The sequence below is a fragment of the uncultured Mucilaginibacter sp. genome (genome assembly GCF_937859865.1).
Classification (GTDB): Bacteria; Bacteroidota; Bacteroidia; order Sphingobacteriales; family Sphingobacteriaceae; genus Mucilaginibacter_A.
In genome coordinates this window covers 94,282-118,277 of record NZ_CALMAT010000118.1, presented here as the reverse complement: position 1 = coordinate 118,277, position 23,996 = coordinate 94,282, and the positions used below count along the sequence as shown (strand labels likewise).

At 39.8% G+C, this 23,996-nt stretch carries 36 protein-coding genes; 33 read left to right on the top strand and 3 right to left on the bottom strand.

What is annotated here, in order from left to right:
* The 4 genes from Q0192_RS12685 to Q0192_RS12670 form a co-directional block, all read left to right on the top strand.
* Positions 1 to 1,542, top strand: a 1,542-nt coding sequence (locus tag Q0192_RS12685; RefSeq protein ID WP_299289847.1) for a M1 family metallopeptidase, incomplete at its 5' end; no start/stop codon positions are given.
* A gap of 131 nt (positions 1,543 to 1,673) precedes the next feature.
* Positions 1,674 to 2,351, top strand: a complete 678-nt coding sequence (locus Q0192_RS12680; protein WP_299289846.1) for a hypothetical protein — start codon at positions 1,674 to 1,676, stop codon at positions 2,349 to 2,351.
* 58 nt (positions 2,352 to 2,409) lie between these two features.
* Positions 2,410 to 2,910, top strand: a complete 501-nt coding sequence (locus tag Q0192_RS12675) for a DUF2147 domain-containing protein (RefSeq protein ID WP_299289845.1) — start codon at positions 2,410 to 2,412, stop codon at positions 2,908 to 2,910.
* 38 nt (positions 2,911 to 2,948) lie between these two features.
* A complete protein-coding gene (locus tag Q0192_RS12670) occupies positions 2,949 to 3,308 on the top strand; it encodes a hypothetical protein (protein ID WP_299289844.1) in 360 nt (119 codons plus the stop codon).
* Between the two features lie 118 nt (positions 3,309 to 3,426).
* Here Q0192_RS12670 and Q0192_RS12665 read toward each other — a convergent pair whose 3' ends face one another.
* Both Q0192_RS12665 and Q0192_RS12660 read right to left on the bottom strand, forming a co-directional pair.
* The gene (locus Q0192_RS12665) at positions 3,427 to 4,287 is read right to left on the bottom strand and encodes a flagellar motor protein MotB (RefSeq protein WP_299289843.1); all 861 of its coding nucleotides are present in this window, start codon (positions 4,285 to 4,287) and stop codon (positions 3,427 to 3,429) included.
* 203 nt (positions 4,288 to 4,490) lie between these two features.
* Positions 4,491 to 5,201, bottom strand: coding sequence for a hypothetical protein (locus Q0192_RS12660; RefSeq protein ID WP_299289842.1), 711 nt, complete (start codon positions 5,199 to 5,201; stop codon positions 4,491 to 4,493).
* 299 nt (positions 5,202 to 5,500) lie between these two features.
* Between Q0192_RS12660 and rpsL the strand changes: the two genes are divergently transcribed.
* The 4 genes from rpsL to rpsJ all read left to right on the top strand — a co-directional run bounded on the left by rpsL (position 5,501) and on the right by rpsJ (position 9,013).
* The gene (gene rpsL, locus Q0192_RS12655) at positions 5,501 to 5,923 is read left to right on the top strand and encodes a 30S ribosomal protein S12 (RefSeq protein ID WP_299289841.1); all 423 of its coding nucleotides are present in this window, start codon (positions 5,501 to 5,503) and stop codon (positions 5,921 to 5,923) included.
* 20 nt (positions 5,924 to 5,943) lie between these two features.
* Positions 5,944 to 6,411 carry a 30S ribosomal protein S7 gene (rpsG, locus tag Q0192_RS12650; protein ID WP_299289840.1) on the top strand — a complete coding sequence of 156 codons (468 nt, stop codon included), beginning with the start codon at positions 5,944 to 5,946 and terminating at the stop codon, positions 6,409 to 6,411.
* 102 nt (positions 6,412 to 6,513) lie between these two features.
* On the top strand, positions 6,514 to 8,616 hold the full coding sequence (gene fusA, locus Q0192_RS12645; RefSeq protein WP_299289839.1) for an elongation factor G: 2,103 nt from the start codon (positions 6,514 to 6,516) through the stop codon (positions 8,614 to 8,616).
* A 91-nt stretch (positions 8,617 to 8,707) separates the two neighbouring features.
* Positions 8,708 to 9,013 (top strand): 30S ribosomal protein S10, encoded by a 306-nt coding sequence (gene rpsJ / locus Q0192_RS12640; RefSeq protein WP_157566118.1) that lies wholly within the window; start codon positions 8,708 to 8,710, stop codon positions 9,011 to 9,013.
* A 640-nt stretch (positions 9,014 to 9,653) separates the two neighbouring features.
* Here the strand turns inward: rpsJ and Q0192_RS12635 are convergent.
* Complete coding sequence (locus tag Q0192_RS12635) at positions 9,654 to 10,442, bottom strand: hypothetical protein (protein WP_299289838.1); 789 nt, start codon at positions 10,440 to 10,442, stop codon at positions 9,654 to 9,656.
* An 80-nt stretch (positions 10,443 to 10,522) separates the two neighbouring features.
* On the opposite strand from Q0192_RS12635, the gene Q0192_RS12630 reads away from it, so the two are divergent.
* The 25 genes from Q0192_RS12630 (at position 10,523) to map (ending at position 23,962) form a co-directional block, all read left to right on the top strand.
* Complete coding sequence (locus Q0192_RS12630) at positions 10,523 to 11,782, top strand: prephenate dehydrogenase (protein WP_299289837.1); 1,260 nt, start codon at positions 10,523 to 10,525, stop codon at positions 11,780 to 11,782.
* Between the two features lie 37 nt (positions 11,783 to 11,819).
* The gene (locus Q0192_RS12625; protein WP_299289836.1) at positions 11,820 to 12,074 is read left to right on the top strand and encodes a type II toxin-antitoxin system prevent-host-death family antitoxin; all 255 of its coding nucleotides are present in this window, start codon (positions 11,820 to 11,822) and stop codon (positions 12,072 to 12,074) included.
* Between the two features lies 1 nt (position 12,075).
* Positions 12,076 to 12,333, top strand: coding sequence for a Txe/YoeB family addiction module toxin (locus Q0192_RS12620; protein WP_299289835.1), 258 nt, complete (start codon positions 12,076 to 12,078; stop codon positions 12,331 to 12,333).
* 336 nt (positions 12,334 to 12,669) lie between these two features.
* Entirely contained in the window at positions 12,670 to 13,287 is a 618-nt protein-coding gene (gene rplC / locus Q0192_RS12615) for a 50S ribosomal protein L3 (protein WP_299289834.1), read from the top strand.
* Entirely contained in the window at positions 13,287 to 13,916 is a 630-nt protein-coding gene (gene rplD / locus Q0192_RS12610) for a 50S ribosomal protein L4 (RefSeq protein WP_299289833.1), read from the top strand. Before rplC ends, rplD begins: the two co-directional genes overlap by 1 nt.
* 1 nt (position 13,917) lies before the next feature.
* On the top strand, positions 13,918 to 14,211 hold the full coding sequence (rplW, locus tag Q0192_RS12605; protein WP_299289832.1) for a 50S ribosomal protein L23: 294 nt from the start codon (positions 13,918 to 13,920) through the stop codon (positions 14,209 to 14,211).
* An 8-nt stretch (positions 14,212 to 14,219) separates the two neighbouring features.
* Positions 14,220 to 15,044: a 50S ribosomal protein L2 gene (gene rplB / locus Q0192_RS12600; protein ID WP_299289831.1), complete on the top strand. Its 825-nt coding sequence runs from the start codon at positions 14,220 to 14,222 to the stop codon at positions 15,042 to 15,044.
* Positions 15,044 to 15,310, top strand: a complete 267-nt coding sequence (gene rpsS / locus Q0192_RS12595) for a 30S ribosomal protein S19 (RefSeq protein ID WP_174290448.1) — start codon at positions 15,044 to 15,046, stop codon at positions 15,308 to 15,310. The genes rplB and rpsS overlap by 1 nt, the downstream gene beginning before the upstream one ends.
* A gap of 6 nt (positions 15,311 to 15,316) precedes the next feature.
* Positions 15,317 to 15,745: a 50S ribosomal protein L22 gene (gene rplV / locus Q0192_RS12590; protein WP_299289829.1), complete on the top strand. Its 429-nt coding sequence runs from the start codon at positions 15,317 to 15,319 to the stop codon at positions 15,743 to 15,745.
* A gap of 6 nt (positions 15,746 to 15,751) precedes the next feature.
* Positions 15,752 to 16,627, top strand: coding sequence for a 30S ribosomal protein S3 (gene rpsC / locus Q0192_RS12585; RefSeq protein ID WP_299289828.1), 876 nt, complete (start codon positions 15,752 to 15,754; stop codon positions 16,625 to 16,627).
* Between the two features lie 49 nt (positions 16,628 to 16,676).
* The gene (rplP, locus tag Q0192_RS12580) at positions 16,677 to 17,102 is read left to right on the top strand and encodes a 50S ribosomal protein L16 (protein ID WP_299289827.1); all 426 of its coding nucleotides are present in this window, start codon (positions 16,677 to 16,679) and stop codon (positions 17,100 to 17,102) included.
* Between the two features lie 56 nt (positions 17,103 to 17,158).
* The gene (gene rpmC / locus Q0192_RS12575; protein WP_299289826.1) at positions 17,159 to 17,368 is read left to right on the top strand and encodes a 50S ribosomal protein L29; all 210 of its coding nucleotides are present in this window, start codon (positions 17,159 to 17,161) and stop codon (positions 17,366 to 17,368) included.
* 14 nt (positions 17,369 to 17,382) lie between these two features.
* Entirely contained in the window at positions 17,383 to 17,637 is a 255-nt protein-coding gene (rpsQ, locus tag Q0192_RS12570; protein ID WP_157566166.1) for a 30S ribosomal protein S17, read from the top strand.
* The gene (gene rplN / locus Q0192_RS12565; RefSeq protein ID WP_157566169.1) at positions 17,637 to 18,005 is read left to right on the top strand and encodes a 50S ribosomal protein L14; all 369 of its coding nucleotides are present in this window, start codon (positions 17,637 to 17,639) and stop codon (positions 18,003 to 18,005) included. Before rpsQ ends, rplN begins: the two co-directional genes overlap by 1 nt.
* 1 nt (position 18,006) lies before the next feature.
* On the top strand, positions 18,007 to 18,348 hold the full coding sequence (gene rplX, locus Q0192_RS12560) for a 50S ribosomal protein L24 (protein WP_299289825.1): 342 nt from the start codon (positions 18,007 to 18,009) through the stop codon (positions 18,346 to 18,348).
* Entirely contained in the window at positions 18,348 to 18,920 is a 573-nt protein-coding gene (gene rplE / locus Q0192_RS12555; protein WP_299289824.1) for a 50S ribosomal protein L5, read from the top strand. Before rplX ends, rplE begins: the two co-directional genes overlap by 1 nt.
* On the top strand, positions 18,913 to 19,182 hold the full coding sequence (gene rpsN, locus Q0192_RS12550; RefSeq protein WP_299289823.1) for a 30S ribosomal protein S14: 270 nt from the start codon (positions 18,913 to 18,915) through the stop codon (positions 19,180 to 19,182). Before rplE ends, rpsN begins: the two co-directional genes overlap by 8 nt.
* Before the next feature lie 125 nt (positions 19,183 to 19,307).
* On the top strand, positions 19,308 to 19,706 hold the full coding sequence (rpsH, locus tag Q0192_RS12545; protein WP_299289822.1) for a 30S ribosomal protein S8: 399 nt from the start codon (positions 19,308 to 19,310) through the stop codon (positions 19,704 to 19,706).
* A gap of 15 nt (positions 19,707 to 19,721) precedes the next feature.
* Positions 19,722 to 20,279, top strand: coding sequence for a 50S ribosomal protein L6 (gene rplF, locus Q0192_RS12540; protein ID WP_299289821.1), 558 nt, complete (start codon positions 19,722 to 19,724; stop codon positions 20,277 to 20,279).
* Between the two features lie 5 nt (positions 20,280 to 20,284).
* On the top strand, positions 20,285 to 20,635 hold the full coding sequence (gene rplR / locus Q0192_RS12535; protein ID WP_299289820.1) for a 50S ribosomal protein L18: 351 nt from the start codon (positions 20,285 to 20,287) through the stop codon (positions 20,633 to 20,635).
* 13 nt (positions 20,636 to 20,648) lie between these two features.
* Positions 20,649 to 21,167, top strand: a complete 519-nt coding sequence (rpsE, locus tag Q0192_RS12530; protein WP_366518187.1) for a 30S ribosomal protein S5 — start codon at positions 20,649 to 20,651, stop codon at positions 21,165 to 21,167.
* Positions 21,168 to 21,173: 6 nt separating this feature from the next.
* Positions 21,174 to 21,353: a 50S ribosomal protein L30 gene (rpmD, locus tag Q0192_RS12525; RefSeq protein WP_299289819.1), complete on the top strand. Its 180-nt coding sequence runs from the start codon at positions 21,174 to 21,176 to the stop codon at positions 21,351 to 21,353.
* A gap of 4 nt (positions 21,354 to 21,357) precedes the next feature.
* The gene (rplO, locus tag Q0192_RS12520; RefSeq protein ID WP_299289818.1) at positions 21,358 to 21,804 is read left to right on the top strand and encodes a 50S ribosomal protein L15; all 447 of its coding nucleotides are present in this window, start codon (positions 21,358 to 21,360) and stop codon (positions 21,802 to 21,804) included.
* Positions 21,805 to 21,810: 6 nt separating this feature from the next.
* A complete protein-coding gene (gene secY, locus Q0192_RS12515; protein WP_299289817.1) occupies positions 21,811 to 23,154 on the top strand; it encodes a preprotein translocase subunit SecY in 1,344 nt (447 codons plus the stop codon).
* Positions 23,155 to 23,170: 16 nt separating this feature from the next.
* Complete coding sequence (gene map, locus Q0192_RS12510; RefSeq protein ID WP_299289816.1) at positions 23,171 to 23,962, top strand: type I methionyl aminopeptidase; 792 nt, start codon at positions 23,171 to 23,173, stop codon at positions 23,960 to 23,962.
* Positions 23,963 to 23,996 lie beyond the last annotated feature (34 nt).

Here is a 23,996-nt window from a genome sequence, read left to right as displayed (position 1 = left end):
AAAGGAAAAGCCACCGAAACCGACGTTAAGTTTATGATCAACGATACGCGGATGCAGGTTTTTCTTCCGCAAAACTTAAATGCCAATGGCGGCCAGGTAAAGTTAAAAATCGAATACAGTTTTATCGAACCCAATTATGGCTCGGACAGAACAGGTTATCTCGATACCAAAAACGGAAAAATTTATACGATTGGACAATGGTATCCGCGGATGTATGTGTATGACGATGTTTCCGGCTGGAACATGTTGCCTTACACTGGCCCGGGCGAGTTTTATTTAGAATACGGCGATTTTGATATTAACATTACCGCGCCTGCAAATCATATCGTGGTTTCCTCCGGCGAGTTGCAAAACCCGCAGGAAGTTTACACGGCCGAGCAGTTAAAACGCTGGACAGCAGCAGCAAAAAGCGATAAAACGGTGATGATCCGCACGGCGGACGAAGTAACCAACAAAGCTTCGCGCCCAGCTGGAAAACAAACCTTGACCTGGCATTTTAAACTCAAAAATGCACGCGATGCTTCCTGGGCTTCTTCCGCAGCTTTTATAGTGGATGCGGCCAAAATGAACTTGCCAAGCGGCCGTAAAGCAATGTCTATTTCTGCTTATCCGGTAGAAAGCGTGGGCGATGATGCCTGGGGAAGGTCAACCGAATACACTAAAAAATCCATCGAGTTTAACTCGGCCAAATGGTACGAGTTTACTTATCCTTCGGCCACAACCGTTGCCGGTATTGTTGGTGGCATGGAATATCCGGGTATTGTTTTCTGCGGGTACAAAGCAAAAGGCCGTTCGCTTTGGGGCGTAAACGACCATGAGTTTGGCCACAATTGGTTCCCGATGATTGTTGGCTCAAACGAACGTTTGTACGGTTGGATGGACGAAGGTTTTAATACGTTTATCAACACACTTTCTACCGCTAACTTTAACAACGGCGAATACAAGCCAGCCAACCCACCAGATATGCACCGCATTGGCGCTATTTTTACAGCTCCTGCTTTAGAGCCGATTTTAAGCCCGGTTGATGGCGTAAAAGAAAGAAACAACGGGATTTTATTGTATTCTAAACCAAGTGCCGGTTTGGTTTTGCTGCGCGAACAGATTTTAGGCCCGGAACGTTTTGACCGCGCTTTTCAAACCTACATCAATCGCTGGGCTTTTAAACATCCGCAGCCTGATGATTTTTTCAGGACGATGGAAAATGTTTCGGGCGAAAGCTTAAATTGGTTTTGGCGGAGCTGGTTTCAGTATAACTGGCGTTTAGACCAGGCCGTGCGCGATGTAAAATATGTAGATAACGACCCGGCAAAAGGTGCATTGATTACGGTAGATAATTTAGAAAAAATGCCGATGCCAATGATTTTGGAAGTTAAAACCGAAAGCGGCAAAACCGACCGTATTAAATTGCCGGTTGAGATTTGGATGCGCAACACCACCTGGACTTTCCGCTATCCATCCACCGAAAAAATAGAATCGGTAACTTCTGACCCTGATAAAGTTTTGCCTGATTTTAACCCGGACAACAACGTTTGGAAAAAATAATCTTATCAATCCAAAAAATATACCGGTAAAAGAAGCATTGGGAAACCAGTGCTTTTTTTGATGCAGTTGATGCTTCTTTTACCGGCAAAAAATTTAACACAACTTTTAATAAAAATCTGGGTTACTTAAACATGAGCAGCCGCCTATTTTTAATCCTGTTTTTGGTGATCACCGGAAGCGTACAAGCCCAAACTATTTTGAAGGGAACAGTTTACGAAGGGAAATCTTCGCGAAAACTGTCGAATGTTTTTGTGCGCGACATCAATTCAAAAGAAGTTTCGCTGACCGATAATTCCGGCAACTTTAGCATTCGGACCGTAATCAACCATACGCTGATTTTTTCTTCGCCAGGTTATGTTTCTGATACCTTGTATTTGGTTGATCTGAACCCAAAACACATTGAACTTTCTTTCCGTAACATCACTTTAAATACGGTCAATGTTACTTCCACGCGTTCCTTTAACCCGCGCGAGGAATATCCGGATGTGTACGAAAAAAGCAAATTTGCCCTGTCGCCTTCGCGTATCTTTGGAAAAGAAGCCAAAAATGCACGTCGTTTAAAACATTATTTTGACCGCGAAACAGATGAACGGCAAATAGATTCCATTTTTAATGCAGCCTACGTAAGCAGTGTGGTGCCGCTAAAAGGCCAGGATTTGGAAAATTTTATGACGCTGTACCGCCCAACACTTGCCTTTTTGAAAAAAACACCTCGTTCTTCGCTTACTTTATACCTTAACGACTCGTATAAAAAGTTTATGGCCTTACCGCCCGAAAAGCGTGGCCTGCAAAAATTATCTGCCCAATAAAAATAACGGATAAGGTAACACGCTGTACGTCGTTATAGTGCGAAACACAAAATTTTATATGATAAAAGAAGCATTGCAAATTTTGATCCGGCCAGTTATTTTTTACTGTTTTATGTTGCTCTTTAATTTTGGCACGGCAAACCAGTCTTCGGCACAAATATTAACTACCGGCGTTGCTGTACAAGACAGGATTTTGGGCAAATGGTTGTCTGAAGAAAAAAACGTAATGGTGCAGGTTTATAAAAATGGCGATAAGTATGCGGCCAAGCTGGTTTGGTTTGATGATTCGGACGATAAAACCAAACCGATGAACACGAGACTGGATTACAAAAACCCGGATCCAACATTGCGGAACCGGAAACTAGTTGGAATGGAAGTGGTGGACAACTTATCGTACAACCCGCAAACCAATTCCTGGGAAAACGGCATGATCTATGATGCCAAAAACGGCCGCACCTGGAGTTCGGCAGCCAGCATCACCAACGAAGGCGTTTTGAAAGTTACCGGCTACTGGCATTTTAAATTCATTGGTAAAACCATGACTTTTAAAAGGGCATAAGCATAATGCTTCTTTTATCGGCATAAAATTGACATTCCATGATTAAAGCTTACCAGATGATAACAGGTGCCGATGGGCATTCGCATATTGTTATCGGCAATGTACCAGAACACTTTATTACAAAAGCTGTTTCTGTTCATTTTAAAGAAACCCCGGCCGGTACTTTTGATAGCTGGCACACAGCACCCACTACCCAATTCGTACTTACCTTAACCGGCACCTTAGAATTTACTGTTTTTAGCGGTGAAAAATTTGTGTTAAAAGCAGGCGAAGTTTTGATCGCGATGGACACCACCGGCAGCGGCCACACCTGGCAAATGCTGGGCGATGAACCCTGGAAACGTGCTTATGTGGTTTTTGAAGAAGGGGAAAATATTGGTTTTGTAGCAGATGTTTAAACTCCAATAAATTCCTTTTTTACGGATATTTTGATTGTTAGACCTGTATCAGATTTTAAGTCATAAAAAAAGCTGCCTCTAAATAAAAGGCAGCTTTTTATGCAAAAACGATTTGCTTTTATTTCGTTTTCTCTGGCGCCTTGCCAATCAAATCCATAAACTGGTCCAACTTTGGCGTAATGATAATTTGGGTGCGCCTGTTTTTAATTTTACCGGCTTCGGTGCTGTTGTCTGCAATTGGGTTGTATTCGCCACGGCCACCGGCAGTTAAGCGTTTTGGGTCAACATGATAAATGTTTTGTAAAGCTTGTACAACAGATGATGCCCTCAAGGTACTTAAATCCCAATTGTTACGGATATTCTTTGACGTAATTGGAACATTGTCGGTATTGCCTTCAATCAGCACATCGTAGTTGTTATAATCCATAATGATCTTAGCAATCTTACTTAGCGTTTCGCCTGATTTATCCGAAATTTCGTAACTGCCGGATTTGTACAACATGTTATCCGAAAGCGAAATGTAAACAACACCTTTTAACACCTGCACGTCAACATCTTTCATTTCCTGCTGACTTAAAGAGCGTGTTAAATTGTTGGTCAAAACCAAATTCAGCGAGTCGCTTTTGTTTTTAGTGTTGATTAATTGCTGAATATATTTGTTCGAACTGTTGATCTCATCAACCAGTTTTGAAACGTTTACGTTGCCCTGGCTGCTGGCGTTTAAGGCTTTGTTTAGCGCATCTTGTAATGATTTTGAATTGGCTCTTTCAGAAGCCAACTGCTCTTCCAAACTTGCAACCCGGTTGGTTAAAACGGCAACATTGCGTTCGCTTAATAAATATTTACCGTTCAGGTTGCGCGTGTTGCTGTCCAATTGATTATAACTGGTTTGCAATTGCTGGTACTTTTTGGTGCTGACACAGCTTTGGGCCAATACGGCAACCAAAAGCAGTGCCGGTATTGATCGTTTAAATTTCATGGGCTAATAATTTAAGTTTTTAAAATGGTGTTTCAACTTGCTAAACTACAAAAATGTTTTGTTGCACAGGATAGCTGCCATTTGTACGGTTGTTTATCAATAATTGTTAGTAGAATTATAGGTATCCCAATTAGCAAATGTTTTTTTAAGCTTGTTAAATACTTTCGCTTAAATTTAACCGGTAAAAGAAGTATGGCAAAGGCTTAGCCAGTTTGTTGATCAACCAAACTTTGTCCGGTTGGGCAAAGATCCAACAATACGCAATCTTTGCAATTCGGTTTAAAATGAAAGCAAACTTTTTGCCCATGCCGCATCATTACCTGGTGGTTATCATACATTTCCTGGGCGGTAAAATCTGGCGGCAACAGGTTTTCCAATACCCGGTTTGCTTTTGCTTCCCCAATTTTAGCATCAATAATACCCAAGCGTACGGCAACACGAAAATGGTGCGAATCAACTGGCAAAGCTTTCGCACGCAAATTACTGAAAGATAATACTGCAGCGCTGGTTTTCGGGCCGACGCCGGGCAGTTCTTCCAACCATTTCCGTGCAGCGGTAACGTCCATTTCAATTAAAAAATCTAAAGATAGCGTGCCGAGACGTTCGGTTATTAAACCCAAAATTTGTTGTAACCGTGGTGCCTTTTGCTCTGGCCAGGTGCAAGGTTTTATGGCTGTTTGTATCTCGTCTGTTGCTGCATCACGTACATTTTCCCAAGTGCCAAAGAGGTTGCGTAAATTAGAAAAGGCTAATCCCGAATCGCGGTTTTTAGTCCGGTGTGATAATAATGCTGAAACCAGTTCACTTAACGGATCCAGATCATGAAAGTATTTGATTTGGCTGCCATAAACTTCTGATAAGCGGCGGTGGATTTCTAATACAAATTCTTCTTTGTTGGGGATGATGGTTAGCATGAGGTTTAGCAAAAATTGTATGGTAAAAGAAGCATTCTGGAAAAAGGCTTCTTTTGTATAATCGCTAAATTAACAAGGTGATGCTCGATCCTGTTTTGAGTATTTGCCAACTCTTTTAACTTATACTTTAATTGGTTGTTGTAGCAGCGATGACGTATAAAAGACTTCAATAATTAAATATACTTCTTTTACCACCCAAAAATTCTTTTTCCGCCAACCGCTTGATTATCAAAAATAAACTCACTACTTTTGCAGTCCTTTTGATATAAGGAAAAAACTGTAAACATTTAAAAACAAAAATGCCTACTATTCAGCAATTAGTTAGAAAAGGTAGAGTAGCTATGGTTGACAAGAGTAAGTCGCCAGCGTTGGACAGTTGTCCACAGCGAAGAGGTGTGTGCACACGTGTGTATACCACTACCCCTAAAAAACCAAACTCAGCCATGCGTAAAGTTGCCCGTGTCCGTTTAACCAACGGCAAAGAGGTGAACGCATACATCCCCGGCGAAGGCCACAATTTACAGGAACACTCGATTGTATTGATTCGTGGTGGCCGGGTAAAAGATTTACCAGGTGTTCGTTATCACATCATCCGTGGTGCATTGGATACTTCAGGTGTTGCAGGTCGTAACCAGCGTCGTTCTAAATACGGAACAAAACGGCCTAAACCAGGACAACCGGCTGTAGCGGCAAAAGGTGCACCAGCTAAGAAAAAGAAATAATTCAAGGAGGATAGCAAGCAATGAGAAAGTCAAAACCAAAAAAGAGAATTATCCTTCCTGATCCAAAGTTCAATGATACTTTGGTTACCAGGTTTGTAAATAACATGATGTATGACGGTAAAAAATCTACCGCTTATACTATTTTTTATGATGCCGTTGAATTGGTAGAAAAACGCACAAGCGAAAGCGGTTTGGATACCTGGAAAAAAGCATTGAACAATGTAATGCCAGCTGTAGAAGTGAAATCGCGCCGTGTTGGTGGAGCCAACTTCCAGGTGCCTACAGAAGTTCGGCCGGAGCGTAAAATTGCTTTGGGCATGAAATGGCTGATTAGCTACTCTCGCCGTCGCGGAGAAAAAACCATGATGGAGAAATTAGCCGGCGAAATCATTTCGGCCGCAAAAGGCGAAGGCGCAGCCGTGAAAAAGAAAGAAGATACGCACAAAATGGCCGAAGCCAACAAAGCGTTCTCCCATTTCCGTTTCTAATTAAAGAAGATTACACAGATTATTAGAGGATTACACCGATTGTTTGATTTAGAATAATCGGTGTAATCATTTATAAAATCAGAGAAATCAAACAAAAAAATAATGTCAAGAGATCTTAAATATACAAGAAACATTGGTATTGCCGCCCACATTGATGCCGGTAAAACCACTACTACCGAGCGTATCCTGTACTACTCGGGCGTAAGCCACAAAATCGGAGAAGTGCATGAAGGTGCGGCAACGATGGACTGGATGGCACAAGAGCAGGAGCGTGGTATCACCATTACTTCGGCTGCTACTACGGTAGATTGGAAATACAGAGGACAAACTTATCATATCAATATTATTGATACACCAGGACACGTAGATTTTACGGTTGAAGTAAATCGTTCATTACGGGTATTAGATGGTTTGGTTTTCTTGTTTTCTGCTGTTGATGGTGTTGAGCCACAATCAGAAACCAACTGGAGATTAGCTAATAATTACAACGTTGCTCGTATCGGTTTCGTTAATAAAATGGACCGTTCTGGTGCAGACTTTTTAAAAGTTGTTAAACAGGTAAAAACAATGTTAGGCAGTAATGCTGTGCCATTGCAGTTACCAATTGGCGCTGAAGAAGGTTTTAAAGGAGTAATTGATTTAATCAACTTCCGCGGTATTGTTTGGAATGAGCATGATAAAGGGATGACCTTTACCGAAGTGCCTATTCCGGAAGATATGGTTGAAGAAGCAACTGAGTGGAGAGAAAAATTATTGGAATCAGTAGCTGACTATGATGAAAGCCTGATGGAGAAGTTTTTTGATGCCCCGGATACCATTACAGAACGCGAAGTTTTAGATGCTTTGCGTAAAGCTGTTTTAGATGCCAAAATTGTTCCGATGATTTGTGGTTCATCTTTCAAAAATAAAGGTGTACAAACCATGTTGGATTATGTGATGGAATTATTGCCATCGCCAATGGACGTAGAAGGTATTATCGGTACAAACCCAGACACTGGCGAAGAAGTAATGCGTAAACCGGATGTTAAAGAACCATTTGCGGCATTAGCGTTTAAAATTGCAACTGACCCATTTGTTGGTCGTTTGTGTTTTATACGTGTGTATTCTGGTAATTTAGAAGCTGGTTCTTATGTGCATAATATGCGTTCTGATAATAAAGAACGTATTTCCCGTATTTTCCAAATGCACGCAAACAAGCAAAACCCTATTCCTAATGTTGGAGCAGGAGATATTGCTGCGGTAGTTGGTTTTAAGGATATTAAAACTGGTGATACACTTTGTGATGAGAAATTTCCGATTATTCTGGAGTCTATGAATTTCCCTGAGCCGGTTATCGGTTTAGCTATCGAGCCTAAAACTCAAGCTGACGTAGATAAACTAGGTATGGCTTTAGGTAAATTGACTGAAGAAGATCCAACTTTCCGTGTAAATACAGATGAAGAAACCGGCCAAACTGTGATCTCAGGTATGGGCGAGCTTCACTTAGATATTATCATGGATCGTTTGAAACGTGAATTCAAAGTTGAAGTTAACCAGGGCGCGCCACAAGTTTCTTACAAAGAAGCAATTACCGGTACAACACAACACCGCGAAACTTACAAGAAACAAACGGGTGGTCGTGGTAAATTTGCTGATATTCAAATCATCATTTCTCCAAATGACGAAGACAAAACAGGTTTACAGTTTGTCAATGAAATTTCTGGTGGTTCTATCCCACGGGAATTTATTCCATCTATAGAAAAAGGTTTTGCTGCAGCAATGGCAAACGGTGTATTGGCCGGTTATCCATTACAAAACATGAAAGTTCGTTTAATTGACGGCTCTTTCCACGCAGTCGATTCGGATGCTTTATCTTTTGAGATTTGCGCACGTTCTGCTTACCGCGAAGCATTACCAAAATGTAAACCAGTATTGTTAGAGCCAATCATGAAGATTGAAATCCTGACTCCTGAAGAAAACATGGGCGATGTAATCGGTGATATGAACCGTCGTCGTGGCCAGCTTTTAGGTATGGATTCTCGTGCAGGTGCACAAGTAATCAAAGCTACTGTGCCATTGTCAGAAATGTTTGGTTACGTAACACAATTGCGTACCATCACTTCCGGCCGTGCAACTTCTACCATGGAGTTTGATCACTACGAACCAGCCCCACGTAACGTACAAGAAGAAGTAGTAGCCAAATCAAAAGGAAAAGCACACGCTTAAATTTAGGTGCTAAAAGAAGCATCGGTATAATTAAACTAATTGTATAACCGTAACTAATAGCTCTTACGGTTATACTTTACAAAAAAACAAAATGAGCCAAAGAATCAGAATCAAATTAAAATCTTACGATTACAATTTGGTAGATAAATCTGCCGAGAAAATCGTTAAAACTGTAAAGCCAACCGGCGCTGTAGTTAGCGGACCGCTTCCTTTACCAACTGAAAAAAGAATTTTTACCGTTTTGCGTTCACCGCACGTAAACAAAAAAGCAAGAGAGCAATTTCAATTGTGTTCTTACAAACGCTTGCTTGACATTTACAGCTCCAACTCAAAAACTGTAGATGCTTTGATGAAGTTAGAATTGCCAAGCGGCGTTGAAGTAGAAATCAAAGTGTAAGTACTTCTTTTATCCATAAATAAAAAAGATCGTTTTGAAAAAGAACGATCTTTTTTGTTTTAACACCAATTTTTACGTGATAAAAGAAGTATTTACTTTGTATCGTGATTTTGATATATTTGTTTAAATGGAAACTTACCTTGTACATCCAACAGCAGAACAAGAAAAAATCGTGTTGGATTTTTTCAAATCGTTAAATATTGCCTACGAAAAAAAGAAGATGTTTTACCTATCCATGTTTTAAAAGGAATTAAAAGAGGCCAGGAAGACATCAAAGCAGGTCGAACGGTTTCGTTGAAAGAATTCAAGAAAAGTTTATCTATTTCGAAATGAAGGAATATACAATTGTCTTTTCTCAGGAAGCAATTGTTTCTTTCGAAGCTCTTAAAAACAAATAAGAGGATAGGTTTGGACAAAGAGAAGTTCAAAAATTTGAAAAACGCGTTCTTAAAACCCTAACTTTAATTTCAAAGTTTTGAAGCCGTAATTAATAATTCTGATGTGCGTAAAGGCTTCGTACCCAAAAACTGTTCTTTGTTTTATCAGGTTAAAGAATCGTCAATAGAGGTTCTATTTTTCTGGGACAACCGGTAGGAATCATCTTTTTAACACCAATTTTTACCCGATAAAAGAAGCATCCCTAATATTCAGGGTTGCCGGTAATTTCTTCCAATTTATTTCTAACAGTCTGCAAATCGCGCGATAGTTTTTTCTCCTTGTCGTTGGCTTTGGTTTTGTAGCCTTTGTATTCTTCCTCCAGTTCGTTGTACAATTTAGTGCGGTAATGTGCTTCGCGCCTCGCACTGGCCGACAAGAAAATTACCGTTGCTGCGATTAAACCCAACGCAATCACCAAACCCCACATCATGGTGTTGTAAGTGGTTTTGGCAACAGGCATCCCCAAAAAACTGATGTTGTTTACCTGCGCATTGGTTTCATTCAAGCTTTGTTCTTTGCTGTTTACATCAGTTTGCAAAGCTGCCAGGGTTTTGGTTTGTGTTGCTAATTTGGTTTTAATAGCAGTTAAACTACTGTGTAAAGTACGTAAACTATCTTGCATACTTTTATAAAAAGCATCAATCATTGGATGCTGGTAACTGTAAGTTTTGCCCAAAATAAACTGATACTGTCCGCCTAAACTTTTATCCGGGCTAACTGCAATTGGCGCAGCAACAGTTGGCCGTGGTTGCGCAGTTTGACCGGTATTTACCGGATAAGTTTTTGTAGGATTGGTTTTTGGCGGAAGCGTTTTCCCTACAACCGGTTTTGCTGCCGTTGTTGCGCGAGGTTTCGTTTTTACAGAATCCTGCGCGTAACCAGTTGAAATTATAGTAGATAATAGAATTACCTGCAATAAACAGAATGCTGTTTTTAGGTGCATAAAAGAAGCTTTGGTTTGGGTAAACATTTTCAAATTAAACAATGCCATTATAACAAAAATATAGTATTCGATGCAAACGAATATGAACATCAGCATTAAAATAACTTAAACGTAATTAACTTAGCCGCATGGTTATTGGATTTATAGGTTTAGGCGATATGGGCAGGCTTTATGCAAAAGCTTTTGCGCAGCAAGGCTTGGAAGTTTGCGGAAGCGATTTGCCACACAATTTCGAACGTTTGTGCGAAGAACTGAACCCATACCAAATTGAAGTGCTTGCAGATGGAAGAGAAACCGCACAAAAAAGTGATTTGCTGATCTTTTCGGTTGAAGCAGAAAAAATCAAAGAAGTGGTGGCGCGTTACGCGCCTTATGCAAAACCAGGTGCAATTGTGGCCGGCCAAACTTCGGTAAAGCATCCGGAAATTGCTGCTTTTGAAGAGTTTTTGCCTTCCGATGCCCAAATCATTACCATTCACGCTTTGCATGGGCCAGGTTTTATGCCGAAGGGACAAAAGCTGGTCGTGATCCCACACCGCTGTGATCAAAAAGCATATCAAACGTTGGTAGATGTGCTGCTGCTTTTGGAAGTAAACTTGGTAGAAATGGAGGACTATCATCAGCATGATAAAATTGTTGCTGATACACAAGCTGTTACACATGTTGGTTTTGAAAGTATGGGAACAGCTTGTGCCACGGCAGGTTTTTATCCCTGGGAAAACGCAGCTTACATTGGCGGGATTGACAATGTAAAAATCCTAATTATGCTGCGAATTTTCAGTTACAAAGCGCACGTATATGCCGGTGCGGCCATTTTAAACCCTTACGCCAAGCAGCAGGTAAAGCAATATGCAGTTTCTGAATCCGAATTGTTTAAGCTGATGATTCAGGAAGATGAAAAGGAGTTGCGCCGACGATTGTACGAAGCACGGGATTTTGTTTTCCACGAAAGCCGGACACCCATTTTACTAGACGACAGCATTATGAAAGAATTTTCGTTGTCGGTCAATTCCCATCTTCGGAAACCCAACTCCCATTTAAGTTTGTTAAGCATGGTAGATGCTTGGAACAAGCTAAAGGTAAACCCTTACGATAATTTGATCTGCCAAACTCCGCCTTTCCGTTTGCGTTTAGGCATAGCCGAATATTTATTCAAAAACGAAGCATTGCTGGAAGAATCTATCGAAACGGCTTTGTACGATAAAAGCATCCGCGGCGATGACCTGGAGTTTCATTCTGCTGTCCGTGATTGGTCGGCTATAGTAAACTACAGCGATATGGATGGTTATAAGTTGCATTTCAACCATACCCAAAATTTTTTTAAAGACCGGTTGGAGCATGGCCGCCAGCAAAGTTCTGAATTGATAAAAAGATTAATGGGCGATTGATATTATTCCTTATTTTTGTACTTAAATAAGTACGTGTATGGATGTTTTAAATTTTACAGATTTCCGTCAGAATCTGGCCAAAAACTTAGATAAAGTAAATGATAATGCCGAAATCGTAATTGTATCGCGAAGCAAAGGGAAGAATGTGGTCGTGATGTCTTTAGAAGAATACAATTCGTTGTTAGAAACGATGCATTTAATTAAAAGTGAACCAAATAGAAAACGTTTGCAACAAGCTATTGATGAAATGAATAAAGGAGAATTTCAGCAGCACAAATTGATAGAAGATTGAAATGGAATTGGTTTGGCAAACACAATCGTGGGAAGATTATTTGTACTGGCAACAAACCGATAAAAAGGTACTGCAACGAATTAATGAACTGATAAAAGATACTTTACGAAATGCTTTTAAAGGAATAGGAAAACCTGAACCATTAAAAGGAAATTACAGTGGTTGCTGGAGCCGGCGGATTACCGGAGAACACCGGTTGATTTATCAGGTAAAGGAACACCGGTTGCATATATTGCAATGCCGTTATCATTATCAATAACAAAAGGTTGGGTTTTCTTAATAAAAGCTGTAAAATTTAAGCTGATGCTTCTTTTACCATGCAAAATTTGGTGTCCGTTTAACAGAAATTGAAATTTACAGTCACTAAATTTATACTGATAAAAGAAGCATTGAACTTATCTTAATTTCAGTAAAAATTAGCTTTAAAAGCAGTCAAAAAGATGAGCAATTAATTACTGCTTTTTTAAAAAAAATATTTTCCCGTAACTATTTGATAATTAATCAAACATTCCTATCTTTGCCGTCCCGAAAAGGGGAAGAATGTCTTGAACGAAGCCCTACTGCTTCGATGGACAGTTACAAATTAATTAAGAAAATGTCAGGAATTATTGGTAAAAAAGTAGGAATGACCAGCATTTTCGATGAAACAGGGAAAAATATTCCTTGTACCGTAATCGAAGCTGGCCCCTGTGTAGTTACACAGGTTAAGTCTGTAGAAACAGACGGATATGCTGCTGTTCAGTTGGCATATGACGAAAAGAAGGAAAAAAATACTTCCGGCCCGTTAAAAGGCCACTTTGCTAAGGCAGGAACCACGCCAAAGAAAAAATTGGTTGAATTTACAACTTTCCAAGATCAAAAATCATTAGGCGACACCGTTACTGTTGAGCTTTTTGCAGCCGGAGACTTTGTAGATGTTGTAGGAACATCCAAAGGTAAAGGTTTTCAAGGGGTTGTAAAGCGTCATGGTTTCGGTGGTGTAGGTATGGCAACACACGGCCAGCACAACCGTTTAAGGGCGCCTGGTTCTTTGGGTGCGTCTTCATGGCCGTCACGTGTATTTAAAGGCATGCGTATGGCCGGCCAAACCGGTAACAGCCGGGTAAAAGTTCAAAATCTGGAAGTATTAAAGGTTTATAACGAGCAGAATTTATTGGTGGTAAAAGGTTCTATACCTGGCGCTAAGGGTTCATTTGTAATTATCGACAAATAATGGAAGTAGTTGTATTAAATGTTTCAGGACAAGAAACTGGTGCCCGGGTGCAGCTTCCTGATTCGGTATTTGGCGTTGAACCTAACGATCATGCCATCTATTTAGATGTAAAACAATACTTGGCCAACCAACGCCAGGGAACACATAAATCTAAACAGCGTAACGAAATTGCTGGTTCTACCCGCAAATTGCACAAACAAAAAGGAACTGGCGGCGCCCGTGCCGGTAGTGTTAAGTCCCCTTTGTTTAATGGTGGTGGCCGTGTTTTTGGTCCGCAACCTCGTGATTACAGTTTTAAGCTGAATAAGAAATTGAAATCACTGGCCCGTAAATCAGCTTTGTCATACAAAGCACAAGACAACCACATCGTGGTGTTGGAAGATTTCAGCTTTGATTCAATCAAAACCAAAAACTACATCAATTTAGTAGCTGGTTTAAATTTTACCAATGAGAAAACCTTATTGGTTCTTCCGGCAGCAAATAACAACATTTATTTATCAAGCAGAAATATCAAAAAAGCAAAAGTAATCACGGCCGATCAGTTAAACACTTATGATGTGTTGAACGCAGGTAGGCTTTTGTTGACTGCAAGTTCTGTTAAAACTTTGGAGGAAGCATTAGCTAAGTAATATGGAAATCCTAAAGAAACCCTTGCTTACAGAAAAAGTAACCAAGTTAACAGAAAAGTTAAACCGTTATGCTTTCATTGTTGACCCTAAAGCCAATAAAATACAGATAAAAGGAGCAATTGAAGCTATGTATGGCGTTAATGTAGAGGCTGTAAATACCATGCGGTATGAAGGTAAATTGAAAAGTCGGAATACTAAAGCTGGTTCTGTTTCCGGCAGACCTTCAAAATACAAGAAAGCTGTTATTACCTTGAAAGACGGTGAAACAATTGATTTTTACAGTAATAATATCTAATTAAGAAAATGGCAGTTAAAAGATTTAAACCGGTTACCCCTGGTACCCGTTTCAGAGTTGGAGGCGATTTTTCGGATGTTACTACTAATGTTCCTGAAAAATCATTGGTTGTTTCTCACAAAAGATCAGGTGGTCGTAACCACGATGGTAAAATGACCATCAGAAATGTTGGTGGAGGACACAAAAAGTCTTATAGATTAATCGATTTCAAACGTAATAAATTTGATATTCCGGCTATAGTAGCTACTATCGAATACGATCCAAACAGATCGGCGCGCATTGTATTGTTGAATTATGTTGACGGTGAGAAAAGATATATGCTTGCACCGGAAGGCATCAAAGTTGGACAAACTGTTCTTTCAGGAGATGCGGTTCCGCCAGAAGTTGGCAATACTTTACCTTTAAAGAGTATCCCTTTAGGTTCTATCATCCATAATATTGAAATGAACCCTGGACAAGGTGGCATCATTGCAAGATCAGCCGGAACGTATGCACAATTATCTGCACGTGATGGTAAATATGCAATTATTAAATTACCTTCAGGAGAAACTAGGATGATTTTGGCTACTTGCTTAGCTACCATTGGAACGGTTTCCAATTCTGAAAAGGCAAACGAAGTATTGGGAAAAGCCGGCCGTAAACGTTGGTTAGGCCGCAGGCCAAGAGTTCGTGGTGTTGCCATGAACCCGGTGGATCACCCGATGGGTGGTGGTGAAGGCCGGGCTTCCGGTGGTCATCCGCGCTCTCGTAAAGGTTTATTGGCTAAAGGCTTTAAAACCCGTGATAAAAAGAAATCGTCTGATCGTTACATCATCGAAAGAAAGAAAAAATAATGGCACGTTCAATTAAAAAAGGACCTTATATTGATCATAATTTGGAAAGAAAAGTTCTTACCTTGAATGATTCAAACAAAAAATCAGTAGTTAAAACCTGGTCACGTCGTTCCATGATTTCTCCGGATTTCGTTGGTCACACGTTCGCAGTTCATAACGGTAATAAATTTATACCGGTTTATGTAACAGAAAATATGGTTGGACACAAGTTAGGGGAATTTTCTCCGACACGTACCTTCAGAGGTCACTCTGAAAAGAAAAAATAACCGGTAATGGAAGCAACAACAAAAATTAAAAAGTCTGTATTAGTCAGACAACGCAAAGAGCAAGAGAAAGCTCAACAAGGCGGAGCTTCTGCTGCTAAGTTACAAAACTGTCCAACCTCACCGCGTAAAATGCGTTTGGTAGTTGATCTGATTAGAGGAGAAAATGTGGAAAAAGCTTTGTACATTTTAAAATATACCAATAAGGAAGCAGCGATTAGAGTTGAGAAACTATTATTATCTGCTATTAAAAACTGGGAGTTAAAAAACGAAGGCAAACGTGTTGAGGAAAGTACTCTTTTTATAAAGGAAATTTCAGTGGGTGGCGGTCGCCAGTTAAAAAGGTTACGCCCGGCTCCGCAAGGCAGAGGTTACCGGATTAGAAAACGTTCTAACCATGTAACGTTAATAGTAGATTCAAAAAATGATAACATATAATTTGTAATGGGACAAAAAGCACATCCAATAGGCAACAGGTTAGGGATCATCAGAGGATGGGATTCTAACTGGTTCGGTGGCAATAATTACTCCGACAAATTAGTGGAAGATGAAAAAATCCGTAAATATCTTTCTGTACGTATTGCGAAAGGCGGCGTTGCCAAAGTAGTAATTGAACGTACTTTAAAACGGATCACAGTTACTATTCACACTGCCCGTCCGGGTATCGTAATTGGTAAAGGCGGACAGGAAGTTGACAAAATCAAAGAAGAGCTTAAAAAGCTGACTAAAAAGGACATTCAAATCAATATTTTTGAGATTAAACGTCCTGAGCTGGATGCACAATTAGTGGCAGAAGGTGTAGCCAAGCAATTAGAAGCACGTATCTCTTTCCGTCGGGCCATGAAAACGACCATTGCTTCTACCATGCGAATGGGAGCAGAAGGTATCAAAATTATGTGTTCCGGTCGTTTAGGTGGTGCTGAAATGGCACGTACCGAACAATATAAAGAAGGAAGAATCCCGTTGCACACTTTCCGTGCTGATATTGATTATGCACTGGCAGAAGCTTTAACTACTTATGGTAAAATAGGCGTCAAAGTTTGGATTTGCAAAGGCGAGGTTTACGGCAAACGTGATCTTTCTCCCAACATCGGTGCCAACACCAACACGAACAGCAAAGGCGGACGTCCGGAAGGTGCTGCTGCTTATGGTGACCGTGAGCGTGGTGGTGACAGAAGGAATGCAGGAGGCGGCGATCGCAGAAACAACAATAACAACGACAGAAGATCTGGCGGAGGAAACAGCAACGGCCCAAGAGGCGGTGGTAATAACTCCAATCAAAGAGGCGGCGCTGGTGCACCTGGCGCAAAAAGAAGATAATTATATTCAAAACGAAATAAGTTTTGTATCACAGTAAAAGTTTAAAGTAATGCTACAGCCCAAAAGAACGAAATTTAGGAAAATGCAAAAAGGCAGAATGAAAGGTGTTGCCACCCGTGGCGCCGAACTTTCATTCGGTTCATTCGGAATCAAGTCTTTGGAGCCTGCCTGGATCACCAGTCGTCAAATAGAATCTGCCCGTATCGCTGTTACCCGTTTTATGAAACGTGAAGGACAGGTTTGGATCCGGATTTTTCCTGATAAGCCCGTAACCAAAAAACCAGCCGAAGTGCGTATGGGTAAAGGTAAAGGTGCACCGGAGTATTGGGTGGCTGTTGTTAACCCCGGAAGGATCATTTTCGAAGCAGAAGGTGTATCCCTGGAAACAGCTAAAGAAGCCATGCGCCTTGCAGCCCAAAAATTACCGATACAAACCAAGTTTGTGGTAAGACGGGATTACGTAGAAGCAGAATAATTAGTTAACAAATCGAATCCTGAAAGCACAGGCTCTTCGAGCGAAATAAAAACAAGATGAAGAATTCAGAAATTTTAGAACTGTCAACAGAAGAACTTACTGCCCGCTTGGCAGAAGAAAGATCTACCCTGACTAAATTAAAATTTGCGCACACCGTTTCTGCTATTGAAAATCCTTCCCGTATTACAAAAATCAAGAAAGATATAGCTCGTTTAAATACTGAAATTACCAAACGCAAAGCGGTTCCAACTTCTGAAACAATTTAATCACTCGAATTAAAATGGAAAGAAATTTAAGAAAAACAAGAACAGGATTGGTGGTATCCAATAAGATGGATAAATCAATTGTGGTTTCAGTTGAGCGTAAGGTGAAACACCCGATTTATGGTAAGTTCGTAAAAAAAACGACAAAGTTCATGGCTCATGATGAAGCAAACACTTGCGGTATAGGAGATACAGTTACCATTATGGAAACCCGCCCTCTTAGCAAGAACAAGAATTGGAGATTAGTTCAAATTGTAGAAAAAGCTAAGTAATGGTACAGCAGGAATCAAGATTAAACGTCGCTGATAACAGCGGGGCCAAAGAGGTACTTGTAATTCGGGTATTAGGTGGCACGGGCAAAAGGTATGCTTCTTTAGGCGATAAAATTGTGGTAACTGTAAAAAGCGCTTTGCCATCTGGCAATGTGAAAAAAGGTACAGTTTCTAAAGCAGTTGTAGTGAGGACCAGTAAAGAAGTTAGAAGAAAAGACGGTTCTTATATTCGTTTCGATGATAATGCTGCTGTTCTTTTGAATAATCAGGATGAGCCAAGAGGTACCCGTATATTTGGTCCGGTGGCCAGGGAACTTCGGGAAAAACAATTTATGAAGATTGTATCATTAGCACCAGAAGTATTATAACATGGAAAAGAAGAGTAATTCTCAGATCAAATTTAAACTCCGTAAAGGTGATCTGGTAAAAGTAATAGCAGGTGATTCAAAAGGATCTCAGGGTAAAATAACTGAGGTAATATTGAGTGAAAGCAGGGCTTTGGTTGAAGGTGTAAATATGGTTACAAAACACACTAAACCAAATGCAGCTAACCCTAACGGAGGAATAGTTAAAAAAGAAGCACCTATCCATATTTCAAACTTAGCTTTAATTGATCCTAAAACTGGTAACACTACCCGTACAGGAAGAAAAAGAGACGAGCAGGGTAAATTGGTAAGGGTGTCTAAAAAATCTGGGGAGGAAATTAAATAATGGCTTACGTACCAAGATTAAAATCACAATATAAAGACGATATCCGCACTTCGTTAAAGGATAAATTCCAATACAAAAGCGTTATGCAGGTTCCGAAGCTGGAAAAAATTGCGATTAACCAAGGCGTTGGCGCTGCTACTACAGATAAGAAGTTGATTGACACTGCAATTGCAGAATTAACCACGATTACCGGTCAGCAAGCGGTTTCATCCAAATCAAAAAAGGATATCTCTAATTTTAAATTGCGTAAAGGTATGCCAGTTGGTGTACGTGTTACTTTACGTGATAATCACATGTATGAATTTTTAGATCGTTTAATTTCCGTAGCTTTACCACGTATCCGAGATTTTAAAGGAATTAACGATAAAGGTTTTGATGGAAAAGGTAATTACACTTTGGGTATTACCGAGCAAATTATCTTCCCTGAAATCAATATTGACAAAATCAATAAGATCATGGGTATGGATATTACCTTTGTTACTTCTGCAAAAAATGATGTGGAAGCGTTAGAACTTTTAAAATCATTTGGGTTACCATTTAAAAACCAAAATACCAACAACAATAATGGCTAAAGAAGGTGTAAAAGCACGGGATGTAAAACGTGCAAAGGCTGTTGCTAAATATGCTGAAAAAAGGGCTGCCTTAAAAGCTGCCGGGGATTATGTAGGTTTAGATAAACTTCCACGTAATGCTTCTCCGGTACGTCAGCACAACCGGGATAAGTTAACTGGCCGCCCGCGTGGTTATATGCGCCAGTTTGGTATTTCCAGGGTTTCTTTCCGGGAAATGGCCTTGGCCGGTAAAATTCCGGGGGTAAAAAAAGCAAGTTGGTAGTTAACAAAAGTTCTTTGGAACAGGGTTAGTTGACACCATGCTTCTTTTACCACATAAAATTTTGAATTGATAACAGGTCGGCAGGAAAGCCCTGACCGATACCACTATCAGAACTATAACAGTAAATGAATACAGACCCAATTGCAGATTATCTTACACGAGTAAGAAACGCGATCAAAGCAAACCACCGTGTTGTTGAGATCCCAGCATCAAATATCAAAAAAGAAATTACCAAAGTACTTTTTGATAAAGGCTACATTGCCAACTACAAATTTGATGATACCACTACACAAGGCATCATTAAAGTAGCTTTAAAATACAATCCCGTTACCAAAATCTCTGCGATCCGTAATTTGTCACGTATAAGCAGACCAGGGCTACGTAGATACGCAGGCGTAGAAAACATGCCGCGTGTATTAAATGGTTTAGGTATCGCGATATTGTCAACTTCTAAAGGCGTAATGACCGATAAAGAAGCAAAGCAGCAAAATATTGGTGGCGAAGTTTTATGTTACATTTATTAATCGGAGAAATTAAAAATGTCGAGAATAGGAAAAGCGCCCGTTGCATTACCAGGTAGTGTTACCGTTTCTGTATCACCAGATAATTTAGTTACCGTTAAAGGACCGAAGGGATCTTTAACCCAACAAGTTGACAGCGATATTACGATTGAGCAAGAAGAAGGTAAGTTAGTTGTGAAAAGGCCTTCTGAACAAAAACGTCATAAAGCTTTACACGGTTTGTACCGTTCTTTGGTTAACAATATGGTGATTGGTGTTACCGAAGGATACAAGTTAGAGCAAGAGTTGGTTGGTGTTGGTTACAGAGCCACCAATACCGGTAATACTTTAGATTTGGTTTTGGGTTTCTCTCACCATTATGTGTTTGAATTGCCGAAAGAAATTAAAGTTACTACTACTGCTGAAAAAGGAAAAAACCCTACAATTATTCTTGAATCTATAGACAAGCAGTTATTGGGTCAGGTTGCAGCGAAAATACGTTCATTAAGAGCACCGGAGCCATATAAAGGTAAAGGTATCAAGTTTGTTGGTGAGCAATTAAGAAGAAAAGCGGGTAAATCTGCATCAAAAAAATAATTGTTATGTTAGGTAAATTATCAAGAAGAGAAAGAATAAAAAAGGGCATCAGAAAACGTTTGACAGGTTCTTCAGAACGTCCGCGTTTATCTGTTTTCAGAAGCAATAAAGGAATCTATGCACAAGTTATTGATGACCTGGCCGGAAAAACCTTAGTTTCTGCTTCCTCTTTGTCCAAAGAATTTACAGCTGAAGGATCAAAATCAGATCAGTCAGTTGCTGTAGGAAAATTGGTTGCAGAAAAAGCAATTGCTGCCGGTATCAAAGAAGTAGTTTTTGATCGTAACGGTTATTTATACCATGGAAGGATCAAATCTTTGGCAGAAGGTGCACGTGAAGGCGGTTTAATATTTTAATTCAATTAGCAAAATGTCAACTATCAATATAAAAAGAGTTAAATCAAGCGAGATTGAATTAAAAGATCGTTTGGTAAGTATCCAACGTGTGGCCAAAGTAACCAAAGGTGGACGTACTTTCAGTTTTTCGGCCATTGTTGTGGTTGGAGATGAAAACGGCGTAGTTGGTTATGGCTTAGGTAAGGCAAAAGAAGTAACCGAAGCAATTGCCAAAGGCATTGACGACGCTAAAAAGAATTTGGTAAAAGTTCCAATCATCAACAGTACCATTCCGCATGAGCAAATTGGTAAATTTTCCGGTGGCTTTGTGTTTATTAAACCTGCTGCTGTTGGTACGGGTGTAATTGCTGGTGGTGCAATGCGTGCCGTGTTAGAATCAGCAGGTGTACACAACGTTTTGGCAAAATCAAAAGGGTCATCAAACCCGCATAATGTGGTGAAGGCTACTGTTTCGGCATTATCACAATTGCGTGATGCGCATACCGTGGCACAACAACGCGGAATTAATTTAGGAAAAGTTTTTAACGGTTAATACAACATGGCTAAGATAAAAATAACACAGGTAAAAAGCGTTATCGATAGAAGCGAACGCCAAAAACTAACCATGAAAGCTTTAGGTCTAAGAAAAATCAGCCAAAGCGTTGAGGTAGAAGCCAACAGTGCCATTATTGGCATGGTTCGCACAGTAAATCATTTGGTAGCCGTAGAAAATATTTAATATTATGAATTTAAGTAACTTAAAACCAGCAGTAGGCTCTACGAAAACAAGAAAACGTATTGGTAGAGGTACGGGTTCCGGACGTGGCGGAACTTCGACCCGCGGACATAAAGGTGCAGGTTCACGTTCCGGTACTTCATCAAAAGTAGGTTTCGAAGGCGGACAAATGCCTTTGCAACGTCGGGTTCCGAAGGTAGGATTTAAAAACCCTAACCGTAAAGAATACATCGGGATTAACTTAGACGTTTTGCAGGAACTAGTAGAAAAATTTAATTTATCTGCAATAGATTTCGATGCTTTAAAAACGCATGGTTTGGTATCCCGGAACGACCTGGTAAAAATATTAGGACGTGGCGAATTAAAAGCTAAGTTAGAAGTGAAAGCACATGCTTTTACAGCTATAGCACAAAAAGCAATAGAATCTGCGGGTGGATCTACCGTTAAGTTATAAATTTCAATGAAGAAATTCTTCAACACGCTTTCCAACATTTGGAAAATTGACGATTTAAGAGTGCGTATCATCAACACACTCTTATTTCTTTTAATATACCGTATTGGTTCTTTTATCACTATCCCAGGGGTTGATGCTAATGCAATTGATTCACAAAAGGCAAGAGAAGGGGTTTTAGGTTTATTAAATATGTTTGCTGGAGGCTCTTTTTCAAGGTCTTCTATTTTTGCCTTAGGCGTAATGCCTTATATTTCTGCATCAATCGTAATGCAACTGTTGGGTATAGCTGTTCCTTATTTCCAAAAATTGCAAAAGGAGGGGGAAAGCGGCCGAAACAAGATTAACCAGTGGACACGTTATTTAACTATATTTATTACTGCACTTCAGGCAATCGGTTATGTTAAATCACAGATCCCGTCTGAAGCTAAATTATTTGGAGAGCCTTTGTTTACCATTTCTTCAGTTTTTGTATTGACTGCCGGTACGTTGTTTGTAATGTGGTTAGGCGAAAAAATTACAGATAAAGGAATTGGAAACGGAATTTCACTAATCATTATGGTTGGTATTATTGCACAGCTTCCTTTTGGTATCCTGTCAGAATTTACTTCCCGCATTAGCGGAAACGGCGGTCCAATAGCGTTTTTAATTGAAATTGTGGCTTTGGTTGCCGTAGTGATGTTTACAATTTTAATCGTTCAGGGAACACGAAAAATTGCTGTTCAATATGCTAAGCGAATTGTGGGCAACAAACAATATGGTGGTGTTCGACAATATATCCCGCTTAAAGTTACTGCGGCAGGTGTTATGCCAATTATTTTTGCGCAGGCTTTGATGTTTATTCCGGCTACCGTTGCTTCGTTTTTTCCAAACGCTGCATCTAATGGTTTTTTAATGGCAGTTTCTGACTATACTTCTTTTACGCACAATATTATTTTTGCCATTCTGATTATCCTTTTTACTTATTTCTACACAGCAATTACGGTTAACCCTAACCAAATGGCTGACGATATGAAAAAGAACCAGGGCTTTATTCCGGGTGTAAAACCAGGTATTACAACTTCAGAGTACATTGACGCAGTAATTTCCAGAATAACTTTACCTGGGTCAATTTTTCTTGCCATCGTAGCAATCATACCTGCAATAGCATCAAAATTAGGTGTAAATAGCCAGTTTTCCAGGTTTTTCGGTGGAACTTCCTTAATCATCTTAGTTGGTGTGGTTTTAGATACTTTGCAACAAATTGAAAGTCATTTATTGATGCGTCATTATGATGGCTTGATGAAAACAGGCCGGATCAAAGGACGTACTGCTATTCCTGTTGCTGCTGGGACAACACCTCCTGCAATTTAATTTTTGGTAGGAAAGAATGCCCAAGATTAATTATAGAACACCAGAAGAAATTGAACTAATACGGTTAAGCTGTCAACTGGTTTCTAAAACCCTTGGAGAAATTGCAAAATTAATCAGACCGGGAATTAAGACAATAGAACTGAATAAAGCGGCTGAAACTTTCATTCGTGATCATGGCGGTGTTCCTGCTTTTTTGAATTACAATGGTTTCCCTTTTTCTTTATGTATTTCTCCAAACAACCAAGTGGTGCATGGTTTTCCTGGGAAATATGAGTTGGTTCCAGGCGATATTATTTCTGTTGATTGTGGTGTTGTTATGAATAAATATTATGGTGATTCCGCTTATACTTTTTCAGTTGGTGAACCGAGTGAAGAGATCAGGAAATTGATGCAGGTTACGATGGAATGTTTGGAATTGGGCATATCAAAAGCAGTACCCGGAATGCGGATCGGTGATGTTAGTTATGCAGTTCAGGAACATGCTGAGAAATTTCATTTTGGTGTGGTAAAAGAATTAGTTGGCCATGGTGTTGGTACTAAATTGCATGAAAAGCCGGATGTTCCTAATTATGGCAAAAGAGGTTCGGGAATCAAACTGGAAGAAGGAATGGTGATTGCCATTGAACCTATGATAAACGCCGGACGTGCCAGTGTAAGATTTTGGGATGATGGCTGGACAATTTCTACTTCTGACGGTAAACCTTCTGCCCATTATGAGCATACGGTTGCTGTAAAAAAGGGGAAAGCAGATATTTTAACCTCCTTCGATTACATTGAAAAAGTTTTAAAAGAAAAAAATAATACTTAACAAAAAATTGTTAATTTTGCATCCCGCTTCAAAA